This window comes from Methylovulum psychrotolerans (genome assembly GCF_002209385.1).
Taxonomy (GTDB): Bacteria; Pseudomonadota; Gammaproteobacteria; order Methylococcales; family Methylomonadaceae; genus Methylovulum; species Methylovulum psychrotolerans.
The window spans coordinates 4,365,675-4,387,918 of sequence record NZ_CP022129.1; the positions used below are offsets into that span (position 1 = coordinate 4,365,675).

Consider the following 22,244-nt stretch of genomic DNA (forward strand, 5'->3'; position numbering starts at 1 on the left):
TGCCAATAATGGATAGTCCAGCCAAGTTTTTTGGCTATAAGTATCTATACATGGCGGGCAAGGGCTAGTAAGGCGATTGCTTGAAATAGACGGGCCTTTATTCTCTAGGGTAATAACCATTGAGAAGCATTCCTCAACGTCGTGCAGATTGCCGGCATAATGCCGATAATCCTTGTCAATCCTAATAGATTAGCACTGTCTGACGGTGATGTCCATACCGTAGTCAAGGTAGCATTTATTCTTAGGCGACAAGGGTTTGGTGCTTTCGGCGTGGCGGTTTCGCTTGCTCAAGTAATTGACCATCGTTCAGGAATAGAGTTCATAAAAGTAGTTCAAGTATGATAACTAATCCGTTTTAATTGGGGTTTCGAGTACATCTGTGTTAAGCAAGGGGGTGGGGTGACGAAAAATGATAGGCGGGCTAGGGCGTTATTGTTGCGCCCGCCACCGCCGCAAACCAACGCGTTCCGTTGGTTTCGGGTGGCTGAGAGGGTTAGTGATAGCGAGGCGGTAGAGAATGACCGCAAACGCCGTTGCGCCCGATTTAGGGCCTAACACTAAGCGGGCGTTATTGTACTAATTTAAAGGGTTAATGGTAAAGCGAATGAGAAATATTCATATTTGATTAGGGTAATGGTTTTTTAAGGTGGCTTGGCAAGCGGCTTGTTAGGGTTAAGGTGACCGGTTGCTTATAGGCAACAACATATCAGTGCGCGGGTAAAAAGCAAATTTGTTTGGGCGGTGGGCAAAACAGTGTAGGGGGATGGTATGCGGGATTACGGTAAAGTGTCGCCGAAGTTTTGGACGGGGCGGACGGGGAAGGCCATTAAGGCGGAAGGGATGGAGGCGGTGTTGGTGGCGATGTATCTGATGACCTCGCCCCATGCCGATATGTTGGGGGTCTATTATTTGCCGACGGTGTATATCGCCCACGATACGGGTTTGCCGTTGGCAGGGGCTTGTAAGGGCCTGGACGGCTGTATCAAGGCGGGCTTTGGAGCTGGTATGGGTGCGCAAGATGGCCTTGTATCAGATCGGCGGGGCGTTGCAACTTAAGGATAACCGGGTGAAGGCGGTGGAAAAGGCGTTTTTGGAGTTGCCGGTTTGTGAGCATTTGCGCGGGTTTTATGCCTTGTATCGGGCGCATTTCCATTTGCCGGCCCATCCGGGGATTGTGGATGCGGAGCAGGCCCCTTTACAGCCCCTTGCTAGCCAAGAACAGGAGCAAGAGCAAGAACAAGAACAAGAACAGGAGCAAGAGCAGAAACAAGAACAAGATAAGGCATCGCCGCGTTTGGCGGCGAGGCGCTTCAGGCGATTGCGGCGTTGACCAAAGTGGCCCATGCGGCGGGGCAGATTGGCTTGAGTTTGCTGAAGGCTAACCAAGTCGCCACACAGGCGCAGGGCGACGGGGTGTTGCCAGCCTTGCCGGATGATCCGCAGGAGGCGGCGCGGGTTTATCAGGCATTTATGGGTAAGGATTGAGGCTGGGCTGGCGGAGCGCGGGCATCTTGCCCGCCACTTGCGGGCAAGATGCCCGCGCTCCAAGGCTTGTGCTACTGAGTTGCTGTCTGCGTTATCTCATGCCTTTTGTCTGTTTAGTTTTTTTTGTAACCTCTCTATGACCCTACCTTTCCCCTTCGATTTTAAAAATCCCGATTATGTGCAGGTGTTGCGTTGGCGGGTGGCGCGGTTGCGGCAGTTGCGCGGTGAGCCGGGGCAGTTGGCGTATTTGCGTCAGTATTACCGCGACCATCCGGCGGATTTTATCAGCGACTGGGGCTGTACGTTTGACCCGCGCAATGTCGAGCGGGGCTTGCCGGCGGTGATCCCGTTTGTGTTGTTCCCGCGCCAACGTGAGTGGGTGGAGTGGTTTATGGGCAGGTGGCAGGCGCAGCAGCCGGGCTTGACCGAGAAGAGCCGGGATATGGGCTTGTCGTGGTTGAGTGTGGCGACGGCGGCGACGGTGTGCCTGTTTCACGATGGGGTGGTGGCGGGGTTCGGGTCGCGTAAGGAGGAGTATGTCGATAAGATCGGTTCGCCCAAGTCATTGTTTTGGAAAGCCCGGCAGTTTGTCGCTTTGTTGCCTAGGGAGTTTAAGGGCGGTTTTGATGTGACGAAGCACGCGCCGCATTTGCGCCTGAGCTTTCCGGCCACCGGGTCGGTGATGACGGGGGAGGCGGGCGACGGCATAGGCCGGGGCGACCGCTGTTCGTTTTATTTTGTCGATGAGGCGGCGTTTTTGGAGCGGCCTTTGTTGGTGGATGCGTCATTGTCGCAGACCACGCATTGCCGGATTGATTTGTCGTCGGTTAACGGCATGGGCAACCCGTTCGCGCAAAAACGCCACGGTGGTAAGATTGATGTGTTTGTGTTTGATTGGCGCGAGGACCCGCGTAAGGATGAGGCGTGGTATCAGAAGCAGCGGGAGCTGTTGTCGCCAGTGGTGGTGGCGCAGGAGATTGACCGCAATTATGCCGCGTCAGTGGAGGCGGTGATTATCCCTAATGAGTGGCTGCAAGCGGCGGTCGATGCGCATCTGCGTTTGGGCATCAGCCCTAGTGGGGTGCAGATGGGGGCGTTGGATGTGGCTGACCGGGGCGCGGATTTGAATGCGTTTGCCGTGCGCCATGGGGTGGTGTTGACGCATGTCGAGGCGTGGAGCGGGAAGTTGGAGGATATTTTTAGCACCACGCAGCGGGCGTTCCGTTTATGCGACGCTTGGCAGTTAGGGCAGTTTTGTTATGACGGCGACGGTTTGGGGGCGGGGGTGCGCGGTGACGCGCGGGTGCTGAATGGGCAGCGCGAGGCGGCGGGTTTGCCGGAACTGGCGGTGGCGATGTTCCGGGGGTCGGATGCGGTGACTGACCCGCTGGCGCGTTTGGAGGCGGGGGAGGGCGCGGGGCGTAGCCATCAGGATTATTTTGCCAATGCCAAGGCGCAGTGGTGGTGGGCGTTGCGCAAGCGTTTTGAGTTGACCTATGCGGCGCTGCACGGTGCGGATTTTGACCCGGACGGGATTATTTCTTTGTCGGGTACGCTGCCGGAGTTGGCCTTGCTGACTTCGGAACTGGCGCGACCGACCTATAAGTTTAATGGCGCGGGGAAGTTGCTGGTGGATAAGGCGCCGAACGGCAGCGCGTCGCCGAACCGGGCAGATGCGGTGATGATGGTGTTTTCGGGGTATCAGAGCAGTTCGGCCCCGGCTTTGGCGCGGTTGTGGGTGGCGGAGGCTGGGGCGGATGTGGATAAGCTGTCCGCATCGATCAGATCCCGGCTCCGCTCAACTGCCCGCTTTTTTTAACCATGTTAATAATCTAAAAAATTCGTTTATTATCGTCCATATAGCCACAAAAACCCTTAACTTAATGGCAGTGAGGGCTGGGGTGGGGTTTAACACGCTGAGGTGCAATGGAACCGCCTACTTAATTTTATGTACGATCCTAATCGGGTTTAACGCCTTATTTACCTATGCCCTCAAAACGTAATGTGAGCCAAAGCTAAAGCAAATCCGCTATAACCGTAATTTGATTGTACCTAACCCGGTTAATATTTTACAATCCAAGCAGGTATAATACGTTTCATGGGCCATTTATACCTTGTTTTACCGCAAGGGCTGGTTAATGGCCCTTTCACCAACCATAAAAATAATATTTGGAGGATACATGTTTAAAATTCGCTTATTGGTTTCCGCACTCGCCCTGGCAGGTTCGCTGTCAGTCGCCAACGCTTGGGAAACCCTGCCGACCGAAGCCCCCGCCCCTGCCGACAACCCCACTACCCCAGAAAAAGTCGAATTGGGCAAAATGCTCTACCACGATCCGCGCCTGTCCTCAACCGGCACCGTGTCCTGCTCGTCTTGCCATAACACCATGCTAGGCGGCGAAGACAACCGCCCCAACTCTATGGGTGTCCACGGCCAAACTGGTGGCCGCAGCGCCCCGACCGTCTGGAACTCCGCGTTTAACAGCGTCCAATTCTGGGATGGCCGCGCCCCCAGTCTAGAAGCCCAAGCCGCCGGCCCCGTTACCAACCCCATCGAAATGGGCATGAAAAGCTGGGATGATGTCGTCGCCCGCCTGAAAGCCATCGAAGGCTACGACAAAGCTTTTGAACAAGCCTTCGGCAAAGACGCTATATCTAAAGATAACGCCACCAAAGCCATTGCCGCTTACGAGCGTACCTTAATCACCCCTAACAGCCCTTACGACCAATACGTCAACGGCAACAAAGCCGCCCTGACCACCCAACAAGTCAGCGGCATGACCAAAATGGAAGAACTCGGCTGTACCGGTTGCCACAGCGGCCCGGCCTTAAACGGCGGCGGCGCGTTCCAACGCTTCCCGGTCATCGGCAACGATTATTTTGAAGCCCAATACCACTTCAAAAAAGACCAAGGCTTAGCGGAAGTGACCAAAAACGAAGCCGACGCGCATTTGTTTAAAGTGCCCACCTTGCGCAACATCGCCTTGACCGCCCCGTATTTCCATAACGGCTCGGTAAAAACCCTAGAGCAAGCTGTCACCGTCATGGCAAAAGTCCAATTAGGCAAAGACCTGTCTAAAGACGATGTCGCCGACATCACCGCGTTCCTGAACGCCCTGACTGGCGAGTTCCCTAAACAAACCATGCCGCAACTGCCCGGCACACCTGGTAAAACCTTTAACTAAGAAACGCGTACGAAATAAAATCCGTTGTAGAGACGAAGAGCCATTCCCTGAGCGAAGCCGAAGGGAGCGGCTCTTCGACTTCGCCCAAAGACCTAGAGCCGGGATCCCGTGCAATAGAACGCCTACTTAATTTTATGCACGTTTCTAAGGTCACGACAAACTTCCAATGCAGACCCTTATGCCCAAGGTTACGGTAAAGGGCTACCTCTTGATGGCCTACAACGAAGCCATTTATCTATGAAAAAAGCTGACGTTGCCAGCGGCGGACAGTCCCTTCGGCTGACGACTTGTTGGGCATAGGATGACGCTTGACTCGAACCCGAACGGCCCGCGCACCGCAAGCTTAGCGGACAAACTTCAAGCCACCCGAACTAAAGCTGCCCAGCAGCTCAATTAGACGCGACCCAGCAATGAATTTGCCGAAATGTGCACCTCATCTTGGCGGTCTGAGTCACTTGGGTATTGAGCTAGGCGTTCCAATTCTGGACGCAAATCAGCAATCACATTTGCCGGAAGACGGCAAATTACTAACTCAAGGCACCAGTATTTCCAGATTGCATCATCCCCTTTGAGCACTTCAAGTAAGAGCGGTACAATCGGTTGGCCAATTTTGACAAGCAAGTCGGAGATAGGTCTTGCAACTGGCCAGTTCGCGTCTTGTAGCCATTGCAAAAGTTCCGGGAGGACTGGTGAAATAATTGGATAGCCCAAGCCCGCCAACTGCTCAACAGCTAACGTATCGTGTTTATCTCGTGGAAGAATGATGCGGCAATCAGACATGTATAGATGCCCAACGTTACGGCAAGGAGCTGCCTGCGTGATTAGCTACAGCGAAGCCGCTTACCTGTGACAAAAAAAACCAACTTCGCCAGCGGAACGGCGGGCAGCCTTTGACCGACTTGTTAGGCGTTAAATTGCGCATAGGACTCTTGCCATTGACCAGTTATAAGATTGAATTCTCTTGATGAATCATGATGTGCGATGGTAGCAACCAAAGGGAAATTCTTTCCTCCCGCCTTAGTCCAGCAGGAATAGAACCAGGCAATAAATTCGAGGGTTGCAATATTCCAAGGGTCAAGCTCTGGATCTTTCGCGGCAAACTCTTCTTCAATTTCCTGTGGATACACATACTCAACTTCCAAAATATTTGGATCAATTGGGGATGGGTACTTTCCCACTCCGTTTTCATACAAAAAATACTCGGTATTTGTACTATCCATGAAGAAAGCACGGGCGGGAAATTGGGATGTAAAACCATCGCTAAATATTTCGAATGCCAGTGCATAGACTTCTTTTGGGTACTTATACCGTACCAACTTTTGCAACGCCCCGACCAACGGGACTTCTAGCCTTGAAAGGTACTCCCTGACCATTGTAGTGAACGAATTCCCCAAAGCTTATCCCCTTTTGGTTGACTCCTAACGTAATGCAGTAACATGTAGGGTACGCTGCGCGTACCTTTTAAGAAATTTGATAAACCCCGTCCATATTGAAATCCGTAGTTTAACTTAAGGACGTTGCCAGTTAATCCGTTCGTGGTGAACCCTTCGACAAGCTCCAGCCTGGGGACAGGCGAACGGTTAATCCTCGGCCACCCATTGAAACTACGGCTTTCAAAATGGGCGAGGTATATTAGGTAAATATACTGTGAACGGCCAGCTTTCGGCTTTTACAATTCACCGTAGGGTACGCTGTGCGTACCTTTAAAAAATCCTCATAAAAATCAGTGCAAAAGGTACGCATTTATGCCCCTGAGAGTACAGCGTACCCTACTCCATTGCGGTGGTATCCAAATCATCAAATACCGATGTGTCAAAATTTCCACCACCCCAATCGGTATCATAAACGCCTTGTTTTACATAACGATGGAAAGTTGAATAAGGCCAATCTTGCACACGTTCGACATAACCGTGTTTCACCGGATTGTAATGCACATAATCAAAATGTCGGGCGTAGTCGTTTTCATCGCGAAGGGCGTGTTCCCAGAAACGGCGTTGCCATACGCCGCGCCGCCGTTGTTTTAACCGTGATGAGCTACATGCTTGTTCGTGTCCTTCCACCGCCAACCATGCCTTGGTAAATTCCTTTTTGATGAAGCCCCACCGCGCCGAATAGCGGGTGTCACCTTCGGGTAATGTCCATATTGCATGACAATGTTCGTCCAGCAAAACCAAAGCATCCAAACGAAATGGCCAATTCCGGCGGCAATCGCGTAATGCCGTACCCAAAAACATGCGGGCAGTTTCGGCGCGAAATATCGGCGCACGACGTTCAGTCACCACCGTGAAAAAAAACGAACCGCCCGGCACATAAGCCCGCCGATAATCAGACATAAGCAAAAATCACTCAAATGTAGGGTACGCTGCGCGTACCATTTAGCCGAATATCCCAAAGACGGACAAAAATGCGGTTATCTATCCACGAATACTAAAAAGAGCGTTGATTTGTAACAACACCCTATTGCCGGAAAAAGGTACGCACAGCGTACCCTACAACAGCCCAACATAAATTATCGTTTAATCAAACCTTCAGACCATAACGTGATGACAACATCCATTTGCGAATTTTCTTTTATATCCTTGCCTTCAATTGCTAGCATCCAAAGCTTATTTTCATCTGCCACAAGTTCAGGGTTTCTTTTTAAGTGCCCTACTGCGTTGAGTGCATATTTCTTGTTTTTTACTGAACCCGTATAACTTCCCGCAACAATCCCTTGAACAAGGCCAGCCTCACATAAAGCAAGAAAAGTGGATTTTGGACAATTCTTATCTTGGGAGGATTTTGAATCTTGAAAGTCCTTCAATATAACTTTTTCCCAAGCGGAACGAGGGTTTTTATCCAGCCCTTCTGCGACTAACATTACAGCATGTTTAGCCGCTATTCCGTATTTACCCATTATCCTCTCCTTAATGCGCAACGTAATGCAGACAGCCTAAATAATGCAAGATATTGCGTCATCCGTTTGCCCATAGTTATTTTAAAAACATATAGCTCTTTTCTTTTATAAACTTAGCGAAATTTAGCACATCCTATAATTTACGCAATACCCGTCAGATAATTTACCTGTCCAGAAACCTAAACTGTTAAACCAAGTCAAGGGAATAGTTTTAGACACCTGCATTCTGATCTCCGCACTGATTACCGCCGATACACCGCCTGATAAACTTTTCCAAGCATGAAAGAAGAAACGTTTCGGGTTTTGTTTACAGCCGAATGGCAGCCCAATTACTACGCGATTATACGCTTGCTATCCACACCCTAATCCGCCCCCCGCCCCGTTAAGCCTTGTCACATAACTGTCTAAAGGCAATGCCATAATGGTAAGGCTGATACGCCGGGCTGGTAAACGCCCGCCGCCTTTAACCCCGATGATGGAATTCCCACTGATGGCTTTTACCCTGAATAAACCCGCGCCCCGATACCTTGCCTTAGTGGCTGGCCTGCTGTTGGCCGCACCCGGCTTTGCCGACCCCAGCCCTGCCGAGGCGGTTATCCAAGACCTGGTCACCCGCGCCCAAGCCGCAATGGCTAGCGGCCACCCCCAACAGGCCGCCGAGCTTTATGATAAAGCCGCCGGGTTTGGCGAGTCGGCGGCCGCAGAAATCGGTATGGTGCGGGCGTATTTACAAGCCGGGGAGTTTAGAAAAACCATCGCCTTCGCCAATCTGGTCGCCGCCGAACACCCCGATGTCAACGATACCGCCGCCTTATTGGCTTATTTGGAAGACCGTGAAGGCCAAACTGTCCCGGCTTTGGCGAAAATCAACGCCGCGTTACAAAACCATCCGCATGATGCCGCGTTAATGGGGGCATATAGCGAAATCCTCATTGACCGGATGGCTGTCCCGCAAGCGCTAAAAGAACTGGATGCTTGGATTGCCAAAAACCCGCCGCACGGGGATATTTATCGGCTCCGCGCCCGTGCGGCCTTGGCGGCGGGCGATACCGAAGCCGTGGCGGTTTGGCGGCGTAAAGCCGCGCAGGCTTACGAGGCCAACGGCGAGCTTGACGCGGCCAAACCGTTACGGGCGTGGTTAGCCCGCTTGCCCGGTGCGACACCGCCGGACACCGCCAGCCCAACACCGCCAGCTGCCACTACCTCACGCTGGCCCGCACCTTATTTTGCCGCCTTGCCGTTGACCACCAACGCGGTAACATCCGGCAACGGCTTTGTCGTCGATCAAGGGCGGCGGGTCATAACCAACGCCAGCTTGATAAGCAATGGGGCGAAGGACATCTGGGTGCGCAATGGCTTGGGCGAAGTCCGCGCCGCCCAAGTTGAAAAAGTCTTGCCCGACCAAGGCTTGGCCTTGCTGCGCTTACCCCAAGCTTACCCGAAAGTGTGGAGCCTGCCCGGCTTAATGCCCATGCCGAAGCAGCTGAAATTTTGCTTTGTGTTCGGTTATCCGGTCACCGACGGTGTGGAGGCGGGTTACCCGCTGGTAGCTCCCAGCGTCGTGGTCAGGCCTGAGGTCGGCGTGGGCGGGTTGATGCAGATGAGCGGCTCACTAGGGGGGGCGGACAATAGCGGCAGCCCGGTGTTCGACCCGTCCGGCCAGTTAATCGGCATGACGCTGGGCCCGCACGAGCCGCTCAAAGGCATCACCAACCGCGACAGCCTGTTAGGCAAAGGTGCTTTTGCCGTCCGCGCCGAAGCCTTGCGGGCGTTAGTGCCGAAAACCGCACAAGCCCGCACTAAGCGGGGCAAAGCCCAGACGGTTAACCCGTCGGTTGAAGAGTTATACGAAAAATTGCAGCCCGCCGTGGTGCAGGTTGTGGTGGCTAACTGAGCGGCCATAAAAAAAGCCGCACCCGAAGGTGCGGCTTTCTTAAGGCATCCCTAACAAAAATAACGCTTAAGGCAGTTTAACGATACGCGGTGTGTGCAAACTGGCCGCGCTTGGATCATAAGCAGGGTTAGGGGCTTTAAACTGCGCCAAATAAGCCGCCGTCGTATCAATATCTTGCGCGCCGCCCAAACGGCTAGTGCCTAATTTGAATACCGCGAAAGCATCGCCGCCTGTCGCCATAAAGCTGTTAACCGTTACCCGGTAAGTTTGGCTAGGGTTCAGTACCACACCCGCACTGACGATTTGGTCGACATTGCTGACCGTGCCGAAGCTGTCATACGTCGTCAGGCTCACGTCTTGGATTTTGCTACAGCTTGCGCCCGTCGCGCTCCAAGAAAATTTGAAGCCATTTGATGGCTGCAAAATCCGTTGCTGGATTTGGCCGTTGACACCGCTAGGCAGAACACAGTTGCTGCCTGGGAACTGCATTTCCAGCGCGTCTTTCAATTGCTGGGCAGTAACCGTCATAGTCACCATATTGTTGCCGAACGGCTGTACCGTAAAAGCATCGCCATAAGTCAGGTTATAAGGGTAGACTGCCGGAATGGCTTTGTTGGAATAATCGGCACGCACACCGCCTGCATTAGTGAAAGCGATGACTGCACCGCCAAATTTAACAGGCGATGTTGCCGCCAACATACTGTCAGCGATCAAATTTCCGGCCGGTTTTTCACCTGTACCGCCATTGGCGGTATCGCTGTTCAACACGGGCGCGGCGATAGTGGCCACGATTTGGTTGGCAATCGGCGAGATGTTAGTCGCGTAAGCATCGACAACACTTTTGATGGTGGCATTGGGGGTAATGGCGACATTGCTGCGGTCAACTACCGTGTTGCTGAACGTCGCGCCGATCACATCACGGCTTTTGGTATCGACCGTCAAATCAATCGCCGTCAGCACCCGGCCATAGTTACCGCCTTGGGTAACAGGAATGCTACGGCCTACGCTGTTCGGCAATTGGCAAGTGTAACCGGTATGGGTATGGCCAGAGACGACCAAATCCACCGCATCATCCAAACCTTTGACAATACTGCGCAAAGGTTCCAAAGCGGTGGCATCCGCCGTACCGTTAGAAGCCAACGAACAATCGTTGATGTAGTTAGGGCCGGTTGAACCTTGGAAACCGCCTTGGTGGATCAAGACGACGATACTTTCCACACCTTTGGCGCGTAATTCAGGAATCAGCGCGTTAACGGTTTGTATTTCGTCTTTAAAGGTCAGACCAGCCACACCTGTCGGCGTAACAATGCTCGGCGTGTCTTTCAAGGTCATACCGATAAAGGCCACTTTCACCTTACCCGTCAGTTTGTTTAATGGCGCGTCAAACGATTTAATGCCATAAGCCGGGAACAAGGTTTTTCCTGAAGGCCGGGTAACGTTGGCGGACAAATATTTAAATTTAGCGCCTTCAAACGGATAGGCGACCGGCACAGGAGTAGCTGTTGACGTAGCACCCAAACAAGTGTCCACACCCACTACGCCCTTAGGATAACAGCCGCCATGTTGTTTGCGCAGGACTTCCGTTTGGCCATAATCAAACTCATGGTTGCCCACGGCATTAAATTCCAAACCTAACAGGTTCATGGTTTCAATGGCCGGTTCGTCATGAAACGCACCGGAAATCAGCGGGCTGGCACCCGTCAAATCACCCGCCGAAACCACGATGTTATTAGGATAACCGATTTTCAAAGACTCGACATATCCCGCCAAATAGTCAACCCCGCCGGACGGTTTGGAAATTAACGCCGTACCCGACCCGCCCGGCTGAATGCTGAAGTTACCCGGCGATTGCAAGTTACCGTGAAAATCGTTAAAAGCGATAATCCGCACTGTGGTAGACGTAGCGGCAAACGCGCCAGTAGAGGCGGCGGCTAACGCACAACCCAAGACTAATTTTTTCATTTTAAACAACATCGATAAACCCCTTTGATAGTAGATGGATTAACCTGATACTAGGCTTCACGTTATACTGCGCACCCCCAGCCAGACTAAAAACATTGAAAAATATAGGGGCAAACCCTGTCGTCATGATTTTTCAATCGCTTGGCGGTTAACGTTTTAGCCCTGCTCAAGGTAGCAGCTAGCCTAGTGTACCCAAGCAAAATGACAGTATTACGAAAGCGCTGGTTAATGGGGATGATCTATCGGCGTTACCATCCGGCGTAAGGCGGGCAATGGGGTGGGCGGGGCTTGCCATACTTTCGCCCCGACAACAGCTTTTATTTCATGCACGTTCCTAACGCGGTTGTCATCAAAGATCAATTAGCGTGGCTATCGCCGCCCAATTTGGCGCTTAAATCGATAAGCTACGCTTAAAAAATCACCAATCCAGCGGCATAATCCGACGGCTTTTCATAGCCGTCATCCTATCCCCCCGCGCTTGCTTTAAAACCTTTATAATAGGGGTTTAACCCGTATTCACCACAGACGGCCCGACATTGCTCACGCCGTTTTTTTGTGGGCTTATCGCCATTCCCATTACCCTAACAAACCCTCATTATCATGTGGAGCCTAATCATTACTTTTTTCGTTGTTATCGCCGTCATAGACGTATTGGTGAAAGGGGTTAAAAAAGCCGCTAAACCGACGCGGCGCAACACGGCAAAGCGCAAAGCAAGGCCGCAACGGACAGCCACTGCCAAATCTAGTGACCATCAGGCGTTAAAAAAAGCCTTTACGCCTAACGCCCACACTAACGCCCCAGCACTCACCCCACACCGCAAAGGGGTGGCCATCCACTGGACAACAACCTTTTTACGCGCCTTAGAATGGAAGCGGTACGAAGAAATTTGCATGGAATACCTGAGAATCAAAAACTGCATGGCGGAAGTCACCTGCATAGGCGCAGACGGCGGCATTGATATACGCATCAAAAACCCAGAAGGCAAGGTGTTTGCGGTGGCGCAGTGCAAAGCTTGGAGCAGACCCATCGGGGTCAACCTGATCCGCGAGCTCTACGGGGTAATGGCGGCCGAGAAAGTCAAACACGGGATTTTTCTGACCACCTCCGAATACACCCCCGCCGCGCTGGCCTTTGCCAAAGGCAAAAACCTGCTGTTAATCGACAGCGACGAACTCATCGCCCTAATCAATGGCTTAGACGACACCAACAAAAAACGCCTTGGCGACATCGCCACCCAAGGCGATTACACCACCCCGACGTGCGTAAGATGCGATACCAAAATGGTCAGGCGCACCGCCAAAACCGGCAAAAATGCTGGCAATGAATTTTGGGGCTGCGTCAACTACCCCAAGTGCCGAATAGTAATGAACATCAAACAGCAATAAAGCTTGGTTTTGTGAAAGCCTTGCGCATCGGGGATAAGTAACCGCCCATTAATCAGCTAAGCTTTTTATCCCTGCCACCCCCTGAGCGAACGTTCCCTAAGCGCAGCCGAAAGGCCGTTCCCTGAGCGTAGCCGAAGGGAATGCCAAGATTACCCGCTCGCCCATACCGCCACCTATATAAGGGCCACCATAGCCCCTTGCCACCACGGGTGTTTTATGATAAAAATCCCAAGTATTACCCCGCCCCACCGCCACGCGGGCTTGCCAACTTCCTAACCACCCGGTGCCTGCCATGTCCGCCGCAAAAATCCGCCTTACCTTATCGGTTTTGTTTTGCTTATTGCTATTAGGTAGCCTAAGCCCCCCAGCCACCGCCGACCTTTTTGGCAGGCTCCCCACCCGCCCAATTGCTAACACGCCTTTCTTACGCCTAGAAACCGGGATGCACACCGCACCTATTAGGCAAATCGCCATAGATGCCCAAGAGCGTTATCTGGTCACGGCTTCCGAGGACAAAACCGCACGGGTATGGGATTTGCACAGCGGGGCTTTGTTACAAATTTTACGCCCGCCCATAGGCGAAGGCGATGAGGGCAAGCTATACACAGTGGCGATGTCGCCGGACGGAGCTGAGGTGGCAGTCGGCGGTTTTACCGGGCGTGATAATTATCCTGATTATCATATTTATTTATTTGACCGTGCCAGTGGCCGCTTACAACGGCATATTGCGGCGTTACCTGGCCGCATTCATCTCCTCGTCTATTCCTCTGACGGTAAGTTTTTAGCGGCGGCCTTAGGTGGCCCAAACGGTATCCGCATTTATGACACGGCCAACTTACAGGAAGTCGCCGCCGATAAGGCCTATAGCGATGGCAGTTATCGGCTGGACTTTGACCATCAAGGCCGCTTGGTCAGCAGTAGTTTTGATGGCTTTATCCGCTTATATAACCCGCAGTTCCAGTTACTGCATAAGCAAGCCTTAATCGACGGTAAACAGCCGTTTGCAGTGCGTTTCTCACCCGATGGTCGCCAGATTGCCGTAGGCTTTAATGACAGCACTAAGGTAAACGTACTGTCCGCCGACGATCTGCATCTGGCCTACGCACCCGACACCCAAGGCGTGGATAATGGTAACTTAAGCGCTGTAGCTTGGTCAGCGGACGGACAAACTTTGTATGCAGGCGGACGCTATGATGACGATTCTGGCATAAACCCTTTGTTCAGTTGGCCAAAAGCCGGACGCGGGGCGACTCAGCGCATAGCTTTAACCAGCAATACGGTTATGGATGTTTTACCTTTGCGTGACCAGCATTTAGCGTATGCTACATTCAACCCTACTTGGGGGCTATTAGACGGCAACCACACGCTTCTGGAAAAAACCGCCCTGATTACCGATTATCGGAGTGCTGACTCAATAAATGGCTTGTACTTAAACCCCACCGCTTCGGTGTTACGCTTTACGGCTTACGCCGCCGCCCCGCGCCTCTTCGATCTCAACCAGCAAGCGTACCGCCCCCAAAACGGCACAGACAGCCTATCCGCCGCCAAAACCACCACCTCAGCTTATAGCATTACTGACTGGTATAACCAACTCACGCCAGCATTTAACCGCCAGCCGCTTAAATTAGCCCCCTACGAAACCTCTTTCAGCCTCGCCATCAGTGCCGATGACGGGCATTTTCTATTAGGCACTTCTTGGTGGTTACGCTATTTCGACCAACAAGGCCACCCACAATGGCAGATAGCCACACCCGGAACAGCCTGGGCGGTCAACCTCAACACCGATGGACGCTTCGCCGTCGCGGCCTTTAGTGACGGCACAATACGCTGGTACAGTAGCCAAGACGGTAAAGAACAACTGGCCTTTTTCCCCCATGCCGACGGCCAACGCTGGGTGTTATGGACACCCGAAGGCTTTTACGCCGCCAGCCCAGGCGCCGAGGAACTGATCGGCTACCACCTGAACCAAGGCGACGACAAGGAAGGCGTCTTCATCAGTGCCCAACAACTGGGCAAACGCTTTTACCGCCCCGATTTAATCAGCCAACGCCTTAACGGCAACGAACAAGCCATCCAAACCGCCTTGCGCGACATTGGCGACATCCGCCAAGTCCTCGCCCAAAGCTTGCCGCCGCAACTGACCTTGCTGTCCGCTGCCGACAGCCACCAAACTAGCCCCGACTATACGGTAGAATTCCAAATCGCCGACCAAGGCGGCGGTATCGGCAATATTGTCTACAAAATTAACGGTTCGGTGCTGGATGGCCGTCCGGTCGGTATCGGCATCCCCGGACACACACCGTTAAAGCGGCAGTTTGCCTTAGCCAGCGGCGTTAACAGCATTGAAATCATCGTCTACGATGCCGCCAACAAAGTCGCTTCCCGCGCCCTTAGCACTACCGTGCAAGTCGACCAGCCGCAACTGCCCGTGACCTTGCACGTCTTAGCCCTAGGTATCAGCGATTACCGCGACCGCGCCTTAAAGCTGACTTATGCGGATAAAGACGCGCAAGCGATGACCACCGCGCTGCAACAAAATGGGCATGGTTTATTCGACAAACTCAACATCCTGCCGCCCTTGCTGAACCGTGACGCGACCCTGGCCAACCTGCAAGCCGCGTTTAAAAGCCTAGCTGCCAGCGTGCAGCCGCAAGACGTGTTCATCCTCTATCTGGCTGGCCACGGCCAAGCCATAGACGGCAACTACCATTTTGCCCCTTGGGAAACGGTCATTACCAACGCCGATTCTTTACGCACAGGCGGCTTAGATGAACAGGGTTTACAAACGCTATTGGCGCAGATTAACACCTCAAAGGCCTTGGTTTTGTTAGATACTTGTGGTGCAGGCGCCTTTACTATGGCGGCAAGGCCCAAGCTGCTTGCAACACGCGACATCGATCAAAAAACCGCCATCAGCCGTTTGATGCGGGCAACTGGCCGGGCGGTCTTGGCGGCGACTGCCGACGATAAAATGGCTTTGGAAGGCTACGAACAGCATGGGGTGTTCACTTACGCGCTGTTAGAAGGCCTGAAAAACGCCGACGACGACGATGATTCTCTAGTTGATACTGGAGAATTGGCAAAATTTGTCGAGAGAAAAGTGCCGGAGATTACCTTAAAACAATGGAATTATGAACAGTTTCCGATGCACGATTTACAAGGCATGTCCTTCGCCATCGGGAGAAAGCAATGAGCCCGGCACTGACCGCACTGCTCACCTTCTGGAGCGGCTTATCGCTTGAGAAAAAGTTAGCGACCCTAGGCGCCTTAGGTGCGGTTATCGTCGCCTTGGCAAACGCAGGGTGGACGGTATACACCTACCAGCCACCTGAAAAACCCCTAGAAGTTATCAACCTCATCACCGAAGGCAACGCTTTTTTAGACATAGGAGACTATGACCAAGCCCAACAAAGCTTCGCCGAAGCCCTAAAAATCGACAGCCAAGATAAAGCCGCCGTGTGGGGTTTGGATAAAACCAAGCTTTGGGCGGATTGGGGCCAGCAAAAAAACGAGCAAGTTTTTTGGACTAAACTGCACAGCCTACAAACCCAAGACCCTAACGATGCCCACGTCAACTTATTCCTCGGTAAATGGTACGCCGCCCATCATGATAACTGATGTTACGCAGCCCTTAGTTTTTGCAACTCTTCATAAGCCATTTGGTTGGCCTTGACGAACAGCTTGGCCCGCATAGCGAAATGATTGGTTTTATGTTTTATCTTCAGGCATTCGAGCTTGAAAACTAACGGGTTTAGAGACATAAACTAACGGGTTTAGAGACATAAACTAACGGGTTTAGAGACATGAACTAACGGGTTTAGAGACATGAACTAACGGGTTTAGAGACATGAACTAACGGGTTTAGAGACATGATAAAAAAACGATAATACATTGATTTTTAATAATAAAACAGCGTTTTTTGTTTCCGATAACCTTTTAATAACCTTTTAATAACCGCTCTGTGCTTTTTCTGGATAAACCAAAAAACAGGTTAAAAAGCGTTTGCCGGCTGCTCCGCAGATCGGGCAAACAAACATTGTTTTAACTTGGGGGCTGTCTGCCCCCAAACCCCCGAAAGTAGTTAGGCAAAGAGATTTTGGATTGTTTGAGGGTTTTTGTTGCTATCGCAGATGGAAACTTTTTTGCTTACTGGAAAAAGCCCCAGTAAGCAAAAAAGTTTCTTTACATTAAAAACGGCTTTTAAGGTGGTTTTTAAGGGCTTTTTATTCTTTGGCTAGGGTTGCATAGGGTTTAAGTGCTTCGCTTGCCAGTCGCTTGATTTAATGGCTAGAAATGAATTATTTGAACGACCTTAACACCCCACTTTTGAAATTGTCAGATAAAAAGGGCGATGTGTTCACGCTGGACGATGCCACCAGAGGCGTTTTAAGCATTGGCGGGACGGGTAGCGGAAAGACCAGCGGAAGCGGTAAAACCCTTGCAAAAGCCTATTTAACCGCTGGTTTTGGCGGTTTGGTGGTTTGCCATAAGCCAGACGAGGCGAAAACATGGAAACGCTACGCCAAGGAAACAGGGCGGGAAAACAGCCTTGTGATTTTGGACGGAACGGCACAACGGCGGTTTAATTTCATTGATTACGAACTGAACCGCATAGACAAGGGCGGGAACAACACCCCGCTTGCCCTTGATGTGTTTATGAAAATTTACGAATTTAAGAAAGTCGTGGACGGCAGCGGGAGCGACAACAACGGCAGTTTTTGGAGCGATAGCGTCAGGTTGCTTTTAAGCCACAGCATAGACGCTTTATTTTTGGCTTATGGTGAAATTAAATTTAGCGATTTGATGCAATTTATTCGGGAAATCCCCAGCAAATTACAAGAGACCGAAACCGCCGAACACCAAACCACTTTTTATTTTTTAACCCTTGTGTTGGCTTGCGAAAACTCACAAGAAAACCCCGAAAGAATAGCGACCATGCGGGCGGTCACAAATTGGCTGGATAGTTTTATTGAAATGGACAAAAAAACCCGCTCTAACATCATTGCAACCCTTGACAGCATGGCGTTAGATTTTACCAAGGGCGACATTGCAAAAATCTTTTGCACCTCAACAAATGTAGTCCCTGAAATGTCAGAACATGGGGCAATTTTTTTGCTGGATTTTCCGCTTGAAACTTGGCAACGGGGCGGGATTATCGCCCAAAACATTTTTAAGTATGCGTGGGTAAGGGCGATGCAGAGACGCAGCACCGCCGAACCCTTCCGCCCCGTGTTTTTGTGGTGCGATGAATACCAAGCCTTTACAAATTCCTATGATGTGGAATTTACGGCGACCGCCCGCAGCAAAAAAATTTGCACTGTGTTTTTAACCCAATCCATCCCGACCCTAAAAGCGGCACTGAACACCAACGCCACAGGGGATGCAGTAGAAACGATAATTTCCAACCTGCAAACTAGGATAATCCATAGTTGCATGGATGAACCCACCCGCCTTTGGGCAGCGAACAGCATCGGCAAAGGTTTGGTGTACCGCTACAGCGAAAACGAAGGCATCAACGAAGGGCAAGGCAGGGGCGAGGGCGAAGGTAGGGGGCAAGGACAGGGCGGAGGCATTAACCACCATAGCCACGGGTTTTTGGACGGCGGAGGGGGGCGGGCGATGAACAGCAACGAGAACCACAACCGCAACACGAACAACAGCCAGCACCACGGCAGGCACGAAGGCAGGGCAAAAAACCAAGTGATTGATTATCTGTTGCAACCCGCTTTTTTTGGCTCACAGCTCCGCAGGGGCAGCAAGGAAAACCGCTTTTTAGTTGACGGCGTGATTGTATCGGGTGGCAAAATCTGGAAGCATACGGGCAAGCCGTTTTTAATCGCCAGCTTTAACCAAAAAACATGAATTATTTAAGTAATAATTTTTTGCCTGAAATGGTAATTTTTTTAGGCATTGGCTTTTTAATCCTTGGGTTAGTGTGGTATAGCACAGGGCGGTTTTTTCTAATTGGCTGGATAGTAAAATTGTTATGGTTTTTTACCATTTCCCCCCTTGCCTTTGTATTATGGTTGTTTTCTAGCATCATAAACAGCATTTTTGACACCATAAGGGGGATTAGCTGGTTAGTTTGGCTAGTGCGTGGCGTTCTTATTTTTGCCGATTGGTACGCCATAAACAACCAAGAATATAATTATTTTTTACCTTTGTTGTTGGTGGTTTCGTTCTTGTTTTTCTACCTCACCAAATACGGACTGCCAGAGCAAAAATTTAGCAGTTGGATTACATCCAGCCCCAAGGCGAGGCGAACCCCGACCGCAAGACCCAAGCTAAAACCCCTAAAAACCGAACCTATGGCGGAGGATTTGCCCCGCCCAGAGGTTAAGCCCTTGCTAAAGAAACAAGGCTATTTTGAAACGGAAGCCGAAATAAAAACCAAGCTGGACGAACATTTGCAACGCTTAATCAATGGTGGCTAACATGAGCAAACAGGCAAAAGGGATGTATAACGATATTTTGGACAGCACACGGGGCGAATACGAGCGGGCGATGTGGGGGCGGAAAACCACCGAAGATTTAGACATCCACGAGCCGAACCCGCCAGAAGGGCAGCACCACGGAACAGTGGACACCAGCACCGACCTAGAGCAACAGCAAGAAATTGACGATGATTTAGAAATCTAACGCCATGATGAAGAATCCCAGCATTTTTATTTTTTGGCTTTGGTTAGGCTTTTGGGGTCACGCAGGGGCAGAAAGCACCATTGAGGACAAAATTTTTAGGGTTAGCACCCTATCGGTGAGCCTGAAAAACATTAACGATTTAGGGCTGGTTTTTGTGCGTCACGGCAAAGGCAAAGTGAACATTGTCACCCAAGCAGCTTGGATGCTAGGCATCACGGGCAGCAAAGAAACCGAGCTTGACAAATACATAGACGAGGGCGACAACCTGCTTATTTTTGTGCTGTGGAACAAGCAGGGCAAGGAAATCAATAATTTTTTTGTTAAAAAGAAGCTGTTAGATAACTGGAGCTTTGATTTTTCTTTGTTCGGTGACGGCACAAACCTGTTTCACCAAGCCAAAGAGGGCAACGGCGGGGGCGGTGTGGCGTATTTTGAGGCGTTCAATGTGGAAAAATCGGGGCAAACTTACAGGGTCAGCCCCGCCACAAGTTGGCAGGGTGTGTTTATCCATAATGCCCTTGACGACATCAACAAGGATTTGCAGCGTTACCCCGTCCCCGAAAAGGATGCAGACATAGCAAGTTTTGTTTCGGTTGCTTTTAGTAATTAAAATATATCATTTTCTAAATAATTTCTGTTGATAATAACGATAAGTCGCACTCTTTTATAATAAATTGAGGAATAATCTCATATTTACACGGGTTTAATTGCATTATATATTCGTTTTCTATATGGAATGTTTCATTAAAATATTTTTTTATTATGGCGTTATCTCCATATTCAACATCGTGATGTTCTGTAATTATTCTAAATATTTGTAATTTTTCATAATTATTAGAAGCATCTTTATACAAGAGAAGCATTTCATTTTTGTTTGTTATTTGTCCTAAAATAATACCATAATCAAAAGTTGGTATTTTGCTTTTGATAGAATCAGAAGCATTTATTATCTCTTCGGGCGACATCTCGATTGTTGTTTGATTAAGTTTAATCGTAGGTTTAGATTCTTTGTGAAATAGGCTAGATAAAAGCTGATATTCCAAACCCTTATCACTAATTATTTCATAATAACGCCGTAAATAGATTAGCTTAATGATATCCCCGCTTTGGGATTCAGTATTATCATTGCAAATTTGAGTAAATGTCATTATGTCACTTGCCTTAACTTCAAGTTCACGAACAATACCATCTTTGGATTCAAGAAAACTCGCCATAGGAATTGGCGCAAAGTTACGATGCAAAGTTTTTACCATATCAATCATAGGCTCTAAATCATGCGTCATCATCATTACTGTTTTTCCATTAAAGCTTTTTTTTCTTCTAAAAAGCATATCAATAATTGCGAATTTTTTATTTTTATCAAAAGATGATATTGGGTCATCAAGAACAATTAAATCTGGATTTTTAGACAAATTTTCATACATAAATAAGACTAATGAGAAAGCATTTTTTTCTCCGTAACTTAAGCATTGTTCGCCTTTGACGCTATCAGGTGAGTCCTCATGTTTAAGCCTCATTTTGTATTCTTCACCGTCATTTTCAATATCAACAAGATATTTATATCCAGCAAAGCGTAGGAATTTATTTATTTCTTCTTTATGTTCTTTTATTGTTTTTTGGATTCCATTCTTTTGTTTTATAATTTCACCTTGTAATTTTCCAGCTTCATTTAAAACAGAATCAATAGAGTTATTGATTTCATTTACAATTTTTACTGTTTCCGTGGCATTAAGATGGGATAAAAGTCCAATATCAATTTTTAAATCTTTTATTTTGTCGGCTACTTTATCTACATCACTTAATGTAAAAAAAGTCATTCCTTTAAGCGTGATTAACTTATTTTTCAATACATCAATTTGCCCTTTTATTTCTATAAGGTAATTCTTTTCTTCTGTTGATAAACCAGTTTTATTCTTTGTAATATCAATGAGTTTATTATTTGTGTCATCGTTAAAATATATACCGAGACTCTCAACTATACCCAAAATTTTATTAAGATGTTCTATAGATTTAGCGTCATACTCTGCACCAACCGATTTTATGCTTTCTTTTTTGTCTTTTGTTGGTGATGTGCAATAAGGGCAGTTTTCAGATATATTTACAAAATTATTGCCTTCAATTTGCCACTTTATCCATTTGATGTTGGCTTCATTCTTTAAATAGTCAGAGTAAGCCTCAAGACCAGCGGGTATATTTTCAATTTTATTTCCTTTTCCGATACCTTTGGCAATACTGGCACGAGCATCAATGCCAGATTTAGATGACCCAAAACCCTCACTCATACCTGTTAAGTCTTTTATTATTTGTTCCAAGTTTTCATTGTTTTTGAATGTTTCTTTTATCCCAGATATAAGATGCTCTATTTTTTGTATTTTTTCTTTATAGTCATCATTTCTAATGAATATATCAAAACTGTTATTGATAACTTCACTTTGCTTAAAAACGAACTGATTTATGTAATTATCATTAAAAATAGAAACTGATTTTAATGTTTCAGCACCCTCTATAGAAGGTTTAAATTCTTCTTTGGTCTTTTTACCAAGGTATTTGAAAGGAGTTAATTCACTTAAGTTTTTGTTGTTGTTAATATATAACTCTATTGCTTTAGAAATAGTGCTTTTTCCTGTTCCATTTATTCCATATTTGATATTTAGCCTCCCTTCCTCAACTTTTATTTCTGCTTGTTCAATGCTATTACAGTTTTTAATTAAAAAATCCATTATATATTCCTTATTATGCTTATTTTATGAGTTTTAGATAATAATATAGCTATATGGTAACATATGGCTAACCTTAG

The 22,244-nt window shown here is 49.1% G+C and carries 20 protein-coding genes and 1 pseudogene; 13 read left to right on the forward strand and 8 right to left on the reverse strand.

All coding sequences use genetic code 11. The features are described from left to right. Nucleotides 1-399: 399 nt before the first annotated feature. The 6 genes from CEK71_RS22865 (at nt 400) to CEK71_RS19630 (ending at nt 4,670) form a co-directional block, all read left to right on the forward strand. Nucleotides 400-555 (forward strand): hypothetical protein, encoded by a 156-nt coding sequence (locus tag CEK71_RS22865; RefSeq protein WP_157679452.1) that lies wholly within the window; start codon nt 400-402, stop codon nt 553-555. 213 nt (nt 556-768) lie between these two features. Then, a complete protein-coding gene (locus CEK71_RS19615) occupies nt 769-1,056 on the forward strand; it encodes a hypothetical protein (RefSeq protein WP_088620966.1) in 288 nt (95 codons plus the stop codon). Continuing rightward, nucleotides 1,019-1,330 (forward strand): hypothetical protein, encoded by a 312-nt coding sequence (locus tag CEK71_RS22870; protein ID WP_157679454.1) that lies wholly within the window; start codon nt 1,019-1,021, stop codon nt 1,328-1,330. Before CEK71_RS19615 ends, CEK71_RS22870 begins: the two co-directional genes overlap by 38 nt. Then, complete coding sequence (locus CEK71_RS22875; protein ID WP_157679456.1) at nt 1,327-1,485, forward strand: hypothetical protein; 159 nt, start codon at nt 1,327-1,329, stop codon at nt 1,483-1,485. Before CEK71_RS22870 ends, CEK71_RS22875 begins: the two co-directional genes overlap by 4 nt. A 136-nt stretch (nt 1,486-1,621) precedes the next feature. Further along, complete coding sequence (locus CEK71_RS19625) at nt 1,622-3,304, forward strand: hypothetical protein (RefSeq protein ID WP_198328349.1); 1,683 nt, start codon at nt 1,622-1,624, stop codon at nt 3,302-3,304. 361 nt (nt 3,305-3,665) lie between these two features. Then, nucleotides 3,666-4,670 (forward strand): cytochrome-c peroxidase, encoded by a 1,005-nt coding sequence (locus CEK71_RS19630; RefSeq protein WP_088620967.1) that lies wholly within the window; start codon nt 3,666-3,668, stop codon nt 4,668-4,670. A gap of 393 nt (nt 4,671-5,063) precedes the next feature. Here the strand turns inward: CEK71_RS19630 and CEK71_RS19635 are convergent, their stop codons facing one another. The 4 genes from CEK71_RS19635 to CEK71_RS19650 all read right to left on the reverse strand — a co-directional run bounded on the left by CEK71_RS19635 (nt 5,064) and on the right by CEK71_RS19650 (nt 7,566). Next, entirely contained in the window at nt 5,064-5,450 is a 387-nt protein-coding gene (locus CEK71_RS19635) for a DUF5071 domain-containing protein (RefSeq protein WP_088620968.1), read from the reverse strand. A gap of 122 nt (nt 5,451-5,572) precedes the next feature. Further along, a complete protein-coding gene (locus CEK71_RS19640; protein WP_157679458.1) occupies nt 5,573-6,064 on the reverse strand; it encodes a hypothetical protein in 492 nt (163 codons plus the stop codon). 375 nt (nt 6,065-6,439) lie between these two features. Beyond that, nucleotides 6,440-7,003 carry an REP-associated tyrosine transposase gene (locus CEK71_RS19645; protein ID WP_088620970.1) on the reverse strand — a complete coding sequence of 188 codons (564 nt, stop codon included), beginning with the start codon at nt 7,001-7,003 and terminating at the stop codon, nt 6,440-6,442. Between the two features lie 176 nt (nt 7,004-7,179). Continuing rightward, nucleotides 7,180-7,566 (reverse strand): DUF6979 family protein, encoded by a 387-nt coding sequence (locus CEK71_RS19650; RefSeq protein ID WP_088620971.1) that lies wholly within the window; start codon nt 7,564-7,566, stop codon nt 7,180-7,182. 421 nt (nt 7,567-7,987) lie between these two features. Between CEK71_RS19650 and CEK71_RS19660 the strand changes: the two genes are divergently transcribed. Continuing rightward, on the forward strand, nt 7,988-9,460 hold the full coding sequence (locus tag CEK71_RS19660; protein WP_088620972.1) for a S1 family peptidase: 1,473 nt from the start codon (nt 7,988-7,990) through the stop codon (nt 9,458-9,460). A 66-nt stretch (nt 9,461-9,526) separates the two neighbouring features. Here the strand turns inward: CEK71_RS19660 and CEK71_RS19665 are convergent, their stop codons facing one another. Further along, a complete protein-coding gene (locus CEK71_RS19665) occupies nt 9,527-11,422 on the reverse strand; it encodes a bifunctional metallophosphatase/5'-nucleotidase (RefSeq protein WP_088621702.1) in 1,896 nt (631 codons plus the stop codon). Between the two features lie 600 nt (nt 11,423-12,022). Between CEK71_RS19665 and CEK71_RS19670 the strand changes: the two genes are divergently transcribed. After that, entirely contained in the window at nt 12,023-12,808 is a 786-nt protein-coding gene (locus CEK71_RS19670) for a restriction endonuclease (RefSeq protein ID WP_088620973.1), read from the forward strand. Between the two features lie 96 nt (nt 12,809-12,904). Here the strand turns inward: CEK71_RS19670 and CEK71_RS19675 are convergent, their stop codons facing one another. Then, nucleotides 12,905-13,102 (reverse strand): hypothetical protein, encoded by a 198-nt coding sequence (locus tag CEK71_RS19675; RefSeq protein WP_088620974.1) that lies wholly within the window; start codon nt 13,100-13,102, stop codon nt 12,905-12,907. On the opposite strand from CEK71_RS19675, the gene CEK71_RS19680 reads away from it, so the two are divergent. Further along, the gene (locus CEK71_RS19680; RefSeq protein ID WP_088620975.1) at nt 13,101-16,001 is read left to right on the forward strand and encodes a caspase family protein; all 2,901 of its coding nucleotides are present in this window, start codon (nt 13,101-13,103) and stop codon (nt 15,999-16,001) included. The genes CEK71_RS19675 and CEK71_RS19680 overlap by 2 nt on opposite strands. Then, complete coding sequence (locus CEK71_RS19685) at nt 15,998-16,426, forward strand: hypothetical protein (protein ID WP_088620976.1); 429 nt, start codon at nt 15,998-16,000, stop codon at nt 16,424-16,426. The genes CEK71_RS19680 and CEK71_RS19685 overlap by 4 nt, the downstream gene beginning before the upstream one ends. Nucleotides 16,427-16,428: 2 nt before the next feature. On the opposite strand, the pseudogene CEK71_RS24355 reads toward CEK71_RS19685, so the two are convergent. After that, nucleotides 16,429-16,572, reverse strand: a pseudogene (locus CEK71_RS24355) (IS701 family transposase); the annotation flags it as partial. Nucleotides 16,573-17,101: 529 nt separating this feature from the next. Here CEK71_RS24355 and CEK71_RS19690 point away from each other — a divergent pair. The 3 genes from CEK71_RS19690 to CEK71_RS19705 all read left to right on the forward strand — a co-directional run bounded on the left by CEK71_RS19690 (nt 17,102) and on the right by CEK71_RS19705 (nt 20,057). Next, the gene (locus tag CEK71_RS19690; RefSeq protein ID WP_088620977.1) at nt 17,102-18,670 is read left to right on the forward strand and encodes a type IV secretory system conjugative DNA transfer family protein; all 1,569 of its coding nucleotides are present in this window, start codon (nt 17,102-17,104) and stop codon (nt 18,668-18,670) included. A 573-nt stretch (nt 18,671-19,243) separates the two neighbouring features. Then, the gene (locus CEK71_RS19700; RefSeq protein WP_088620979.1) at nt 19,244-19,447 is read left to right on the forward strand and encodes a hypothetical protein; all 204 of its coding nucleotides are present in this window, start codon (nt 19,244-19,246) and stop codon (nt 19,445-19,447) included. Between the two features lie 4 nt (nt 19,448-19,451). Beyond that, the gene (locus CEK71_RS19705) at nt 19,452-20,057 is read left to right on the forward strand and encodes a hypothetical protein (RefSeq protein WP_157679462.1); all 606 of its coding nucleotides are present in this window, start codon (nt 19,452-19,454) and stop codon (nt 20,055-20,057) included. Nucleotides 20,058-20,070: 13 nt separating this feature from the next. On the opposite strand, the gene CEK71_RS19710 is transcribed toward CEK71_RS19705, so the two are convergent. After that, the gene (locus tag CEK71_RS19710; RefSeq protein ID WP_198328350.1) at nt 20,071-22,167 is read right to left on the reverse strand and encodes an AAA family ATPase; all 2,097 of its coding nucleotides are present in this window, start codon (nt 22,165-22,167) and stop codon (nt 20,071-20,073) included. Nucleotides 22,168-22,244: the final 77 nt, after the last annotated feature.

What these genes read in the sequence shown, in the direction of transcription:
- CEK71_RS19675 (WP_088620974.1), bottom strand. Translation starts at nt 13,102, where the DNA reads ATGGCAGGCACCGGGTGGTTAGGAAGTTGGCAAGCCCGCGTGGCGGTG.
- CEK71_RS19685 (WP_088620976.1), top strand. Translation starts at nt 15,998, where the DNA reads ATGAGCCCGGCACTGACCGCACTGCTCACCTTCTGGAGCGGCTTATCG.
- CEK71_RS19645 (WP_088620970.1), bottom strand. Translation starts at nt 7,003, where the DNA reads ATGTCTGATTATCGGCGGGCTTATGTGCCGGGCGGTTCGTTTTTTTTC.
- CEK71_RS19690 (WP_088620977.1), top strand. Translation starts at nt 17,102, where the DNA reads ATGAATTATTTGAACGACCTTAACACCCCACTTTTGAAATTGTCAGAT.
- CEK71_RS19615 (WP_088620966.1), top strand. Translation starts at nt 769, where the DNA reads ATGCGGGATTACGGTAAAGTGTCGCCGAAGTTTTGGACGGGGCGGACG.
- CEK71_RS19660 (WP_088620972.1), top strand. Translation starts at nt 7,988, where the DNA reads ATGGTAAGGCTGATACGCCGGGCTGGTAAACGCCCGCCGCCTTTAACC.
- CEK71_RS19630 (WP_088620967.1), top strand. Translation starts at nt 3,666, where the DNA reads ATGTTTAAAATTCGCTTATTGGTTTCCGCACTCGCCCTGGCAGGTTCG.
- CEK71_RS19680 (WP_088620975.1), top strand. Translation starts at nt 13,101, where the DNA reads ATGTCCGCCGCAAAAATCCGCCTTACCTTATCGGTTTTGTTTTGCTTA.
- CEK71_RS19665 (WP_088621702.1), bottom strand. Translation starts at nt 11,422, where the DNA reads ATGAAAAAATTAGTCTTGGGTTGTGCGTTAGCCGCCGCCTCTACTGGC.
- CEK71_RS19670 (WP_088620973.1), top strand. Translation starts at nt 12,023, where the DNA reads ATGTGGAGCCTAATCATTACTTTTTTCGTTGTTATCGCCGTCATAGAC.
- CEK71_RS19705 (WP_157679462.1), top strand. Translation starts at nt 19,452, where the DNA reads ATGATGAAGAATCCCAGCATTTTTATTTTTTGGCTTTGGTTAGGCTTT.
- CEK71_RS19625 (WP_198328349.1), top strand. Translation starts at nt 1,622, where the DNA reads ATGACCCTACCTTTCCCCTTCGATTTTAAAAATCCCGATTATGTGCAG.
- CEK71_RS22870 (WP_157679454.1), top strand. Translation starts at nt 1,019, where the DNA reads ATGGCCTTGTATCAGATCGGCGGGGCGTTGCAACTTAAGGATAACCGG.
- CEK71_RS19650 (WP_088620971.1), bottom strand. Translation starts at nt 7,566, where the DNA reads ATGGGTAAATACGGAATAGCGGCTAAACATGCTGTAATGTTAGTCGCA.
- CEK71_RS19635 (WP_088620968.1), bottom strand. Translation starts at nt 5,450, where the DNA reads ATGTCTGATTGCCGCATCATTCTTCCACGAGATAAACACGATACGTTA.
- CEK71_RS19700 (WP_088620979.1), top strand. Translation starts at nt 19,244, where the DNA reads ATGAGCAAACAGGCAAAAGGGATGTATAACGATATTTTGGACAGCACA.
- CEK71_RS19710 (WP_198328350.1), bottom strand. Translation starts at nt 22,167, where the DNA reads ATGGATTTTTTAATTAAAAACTGTAATAGCATTGAACAAGCAGAAATA.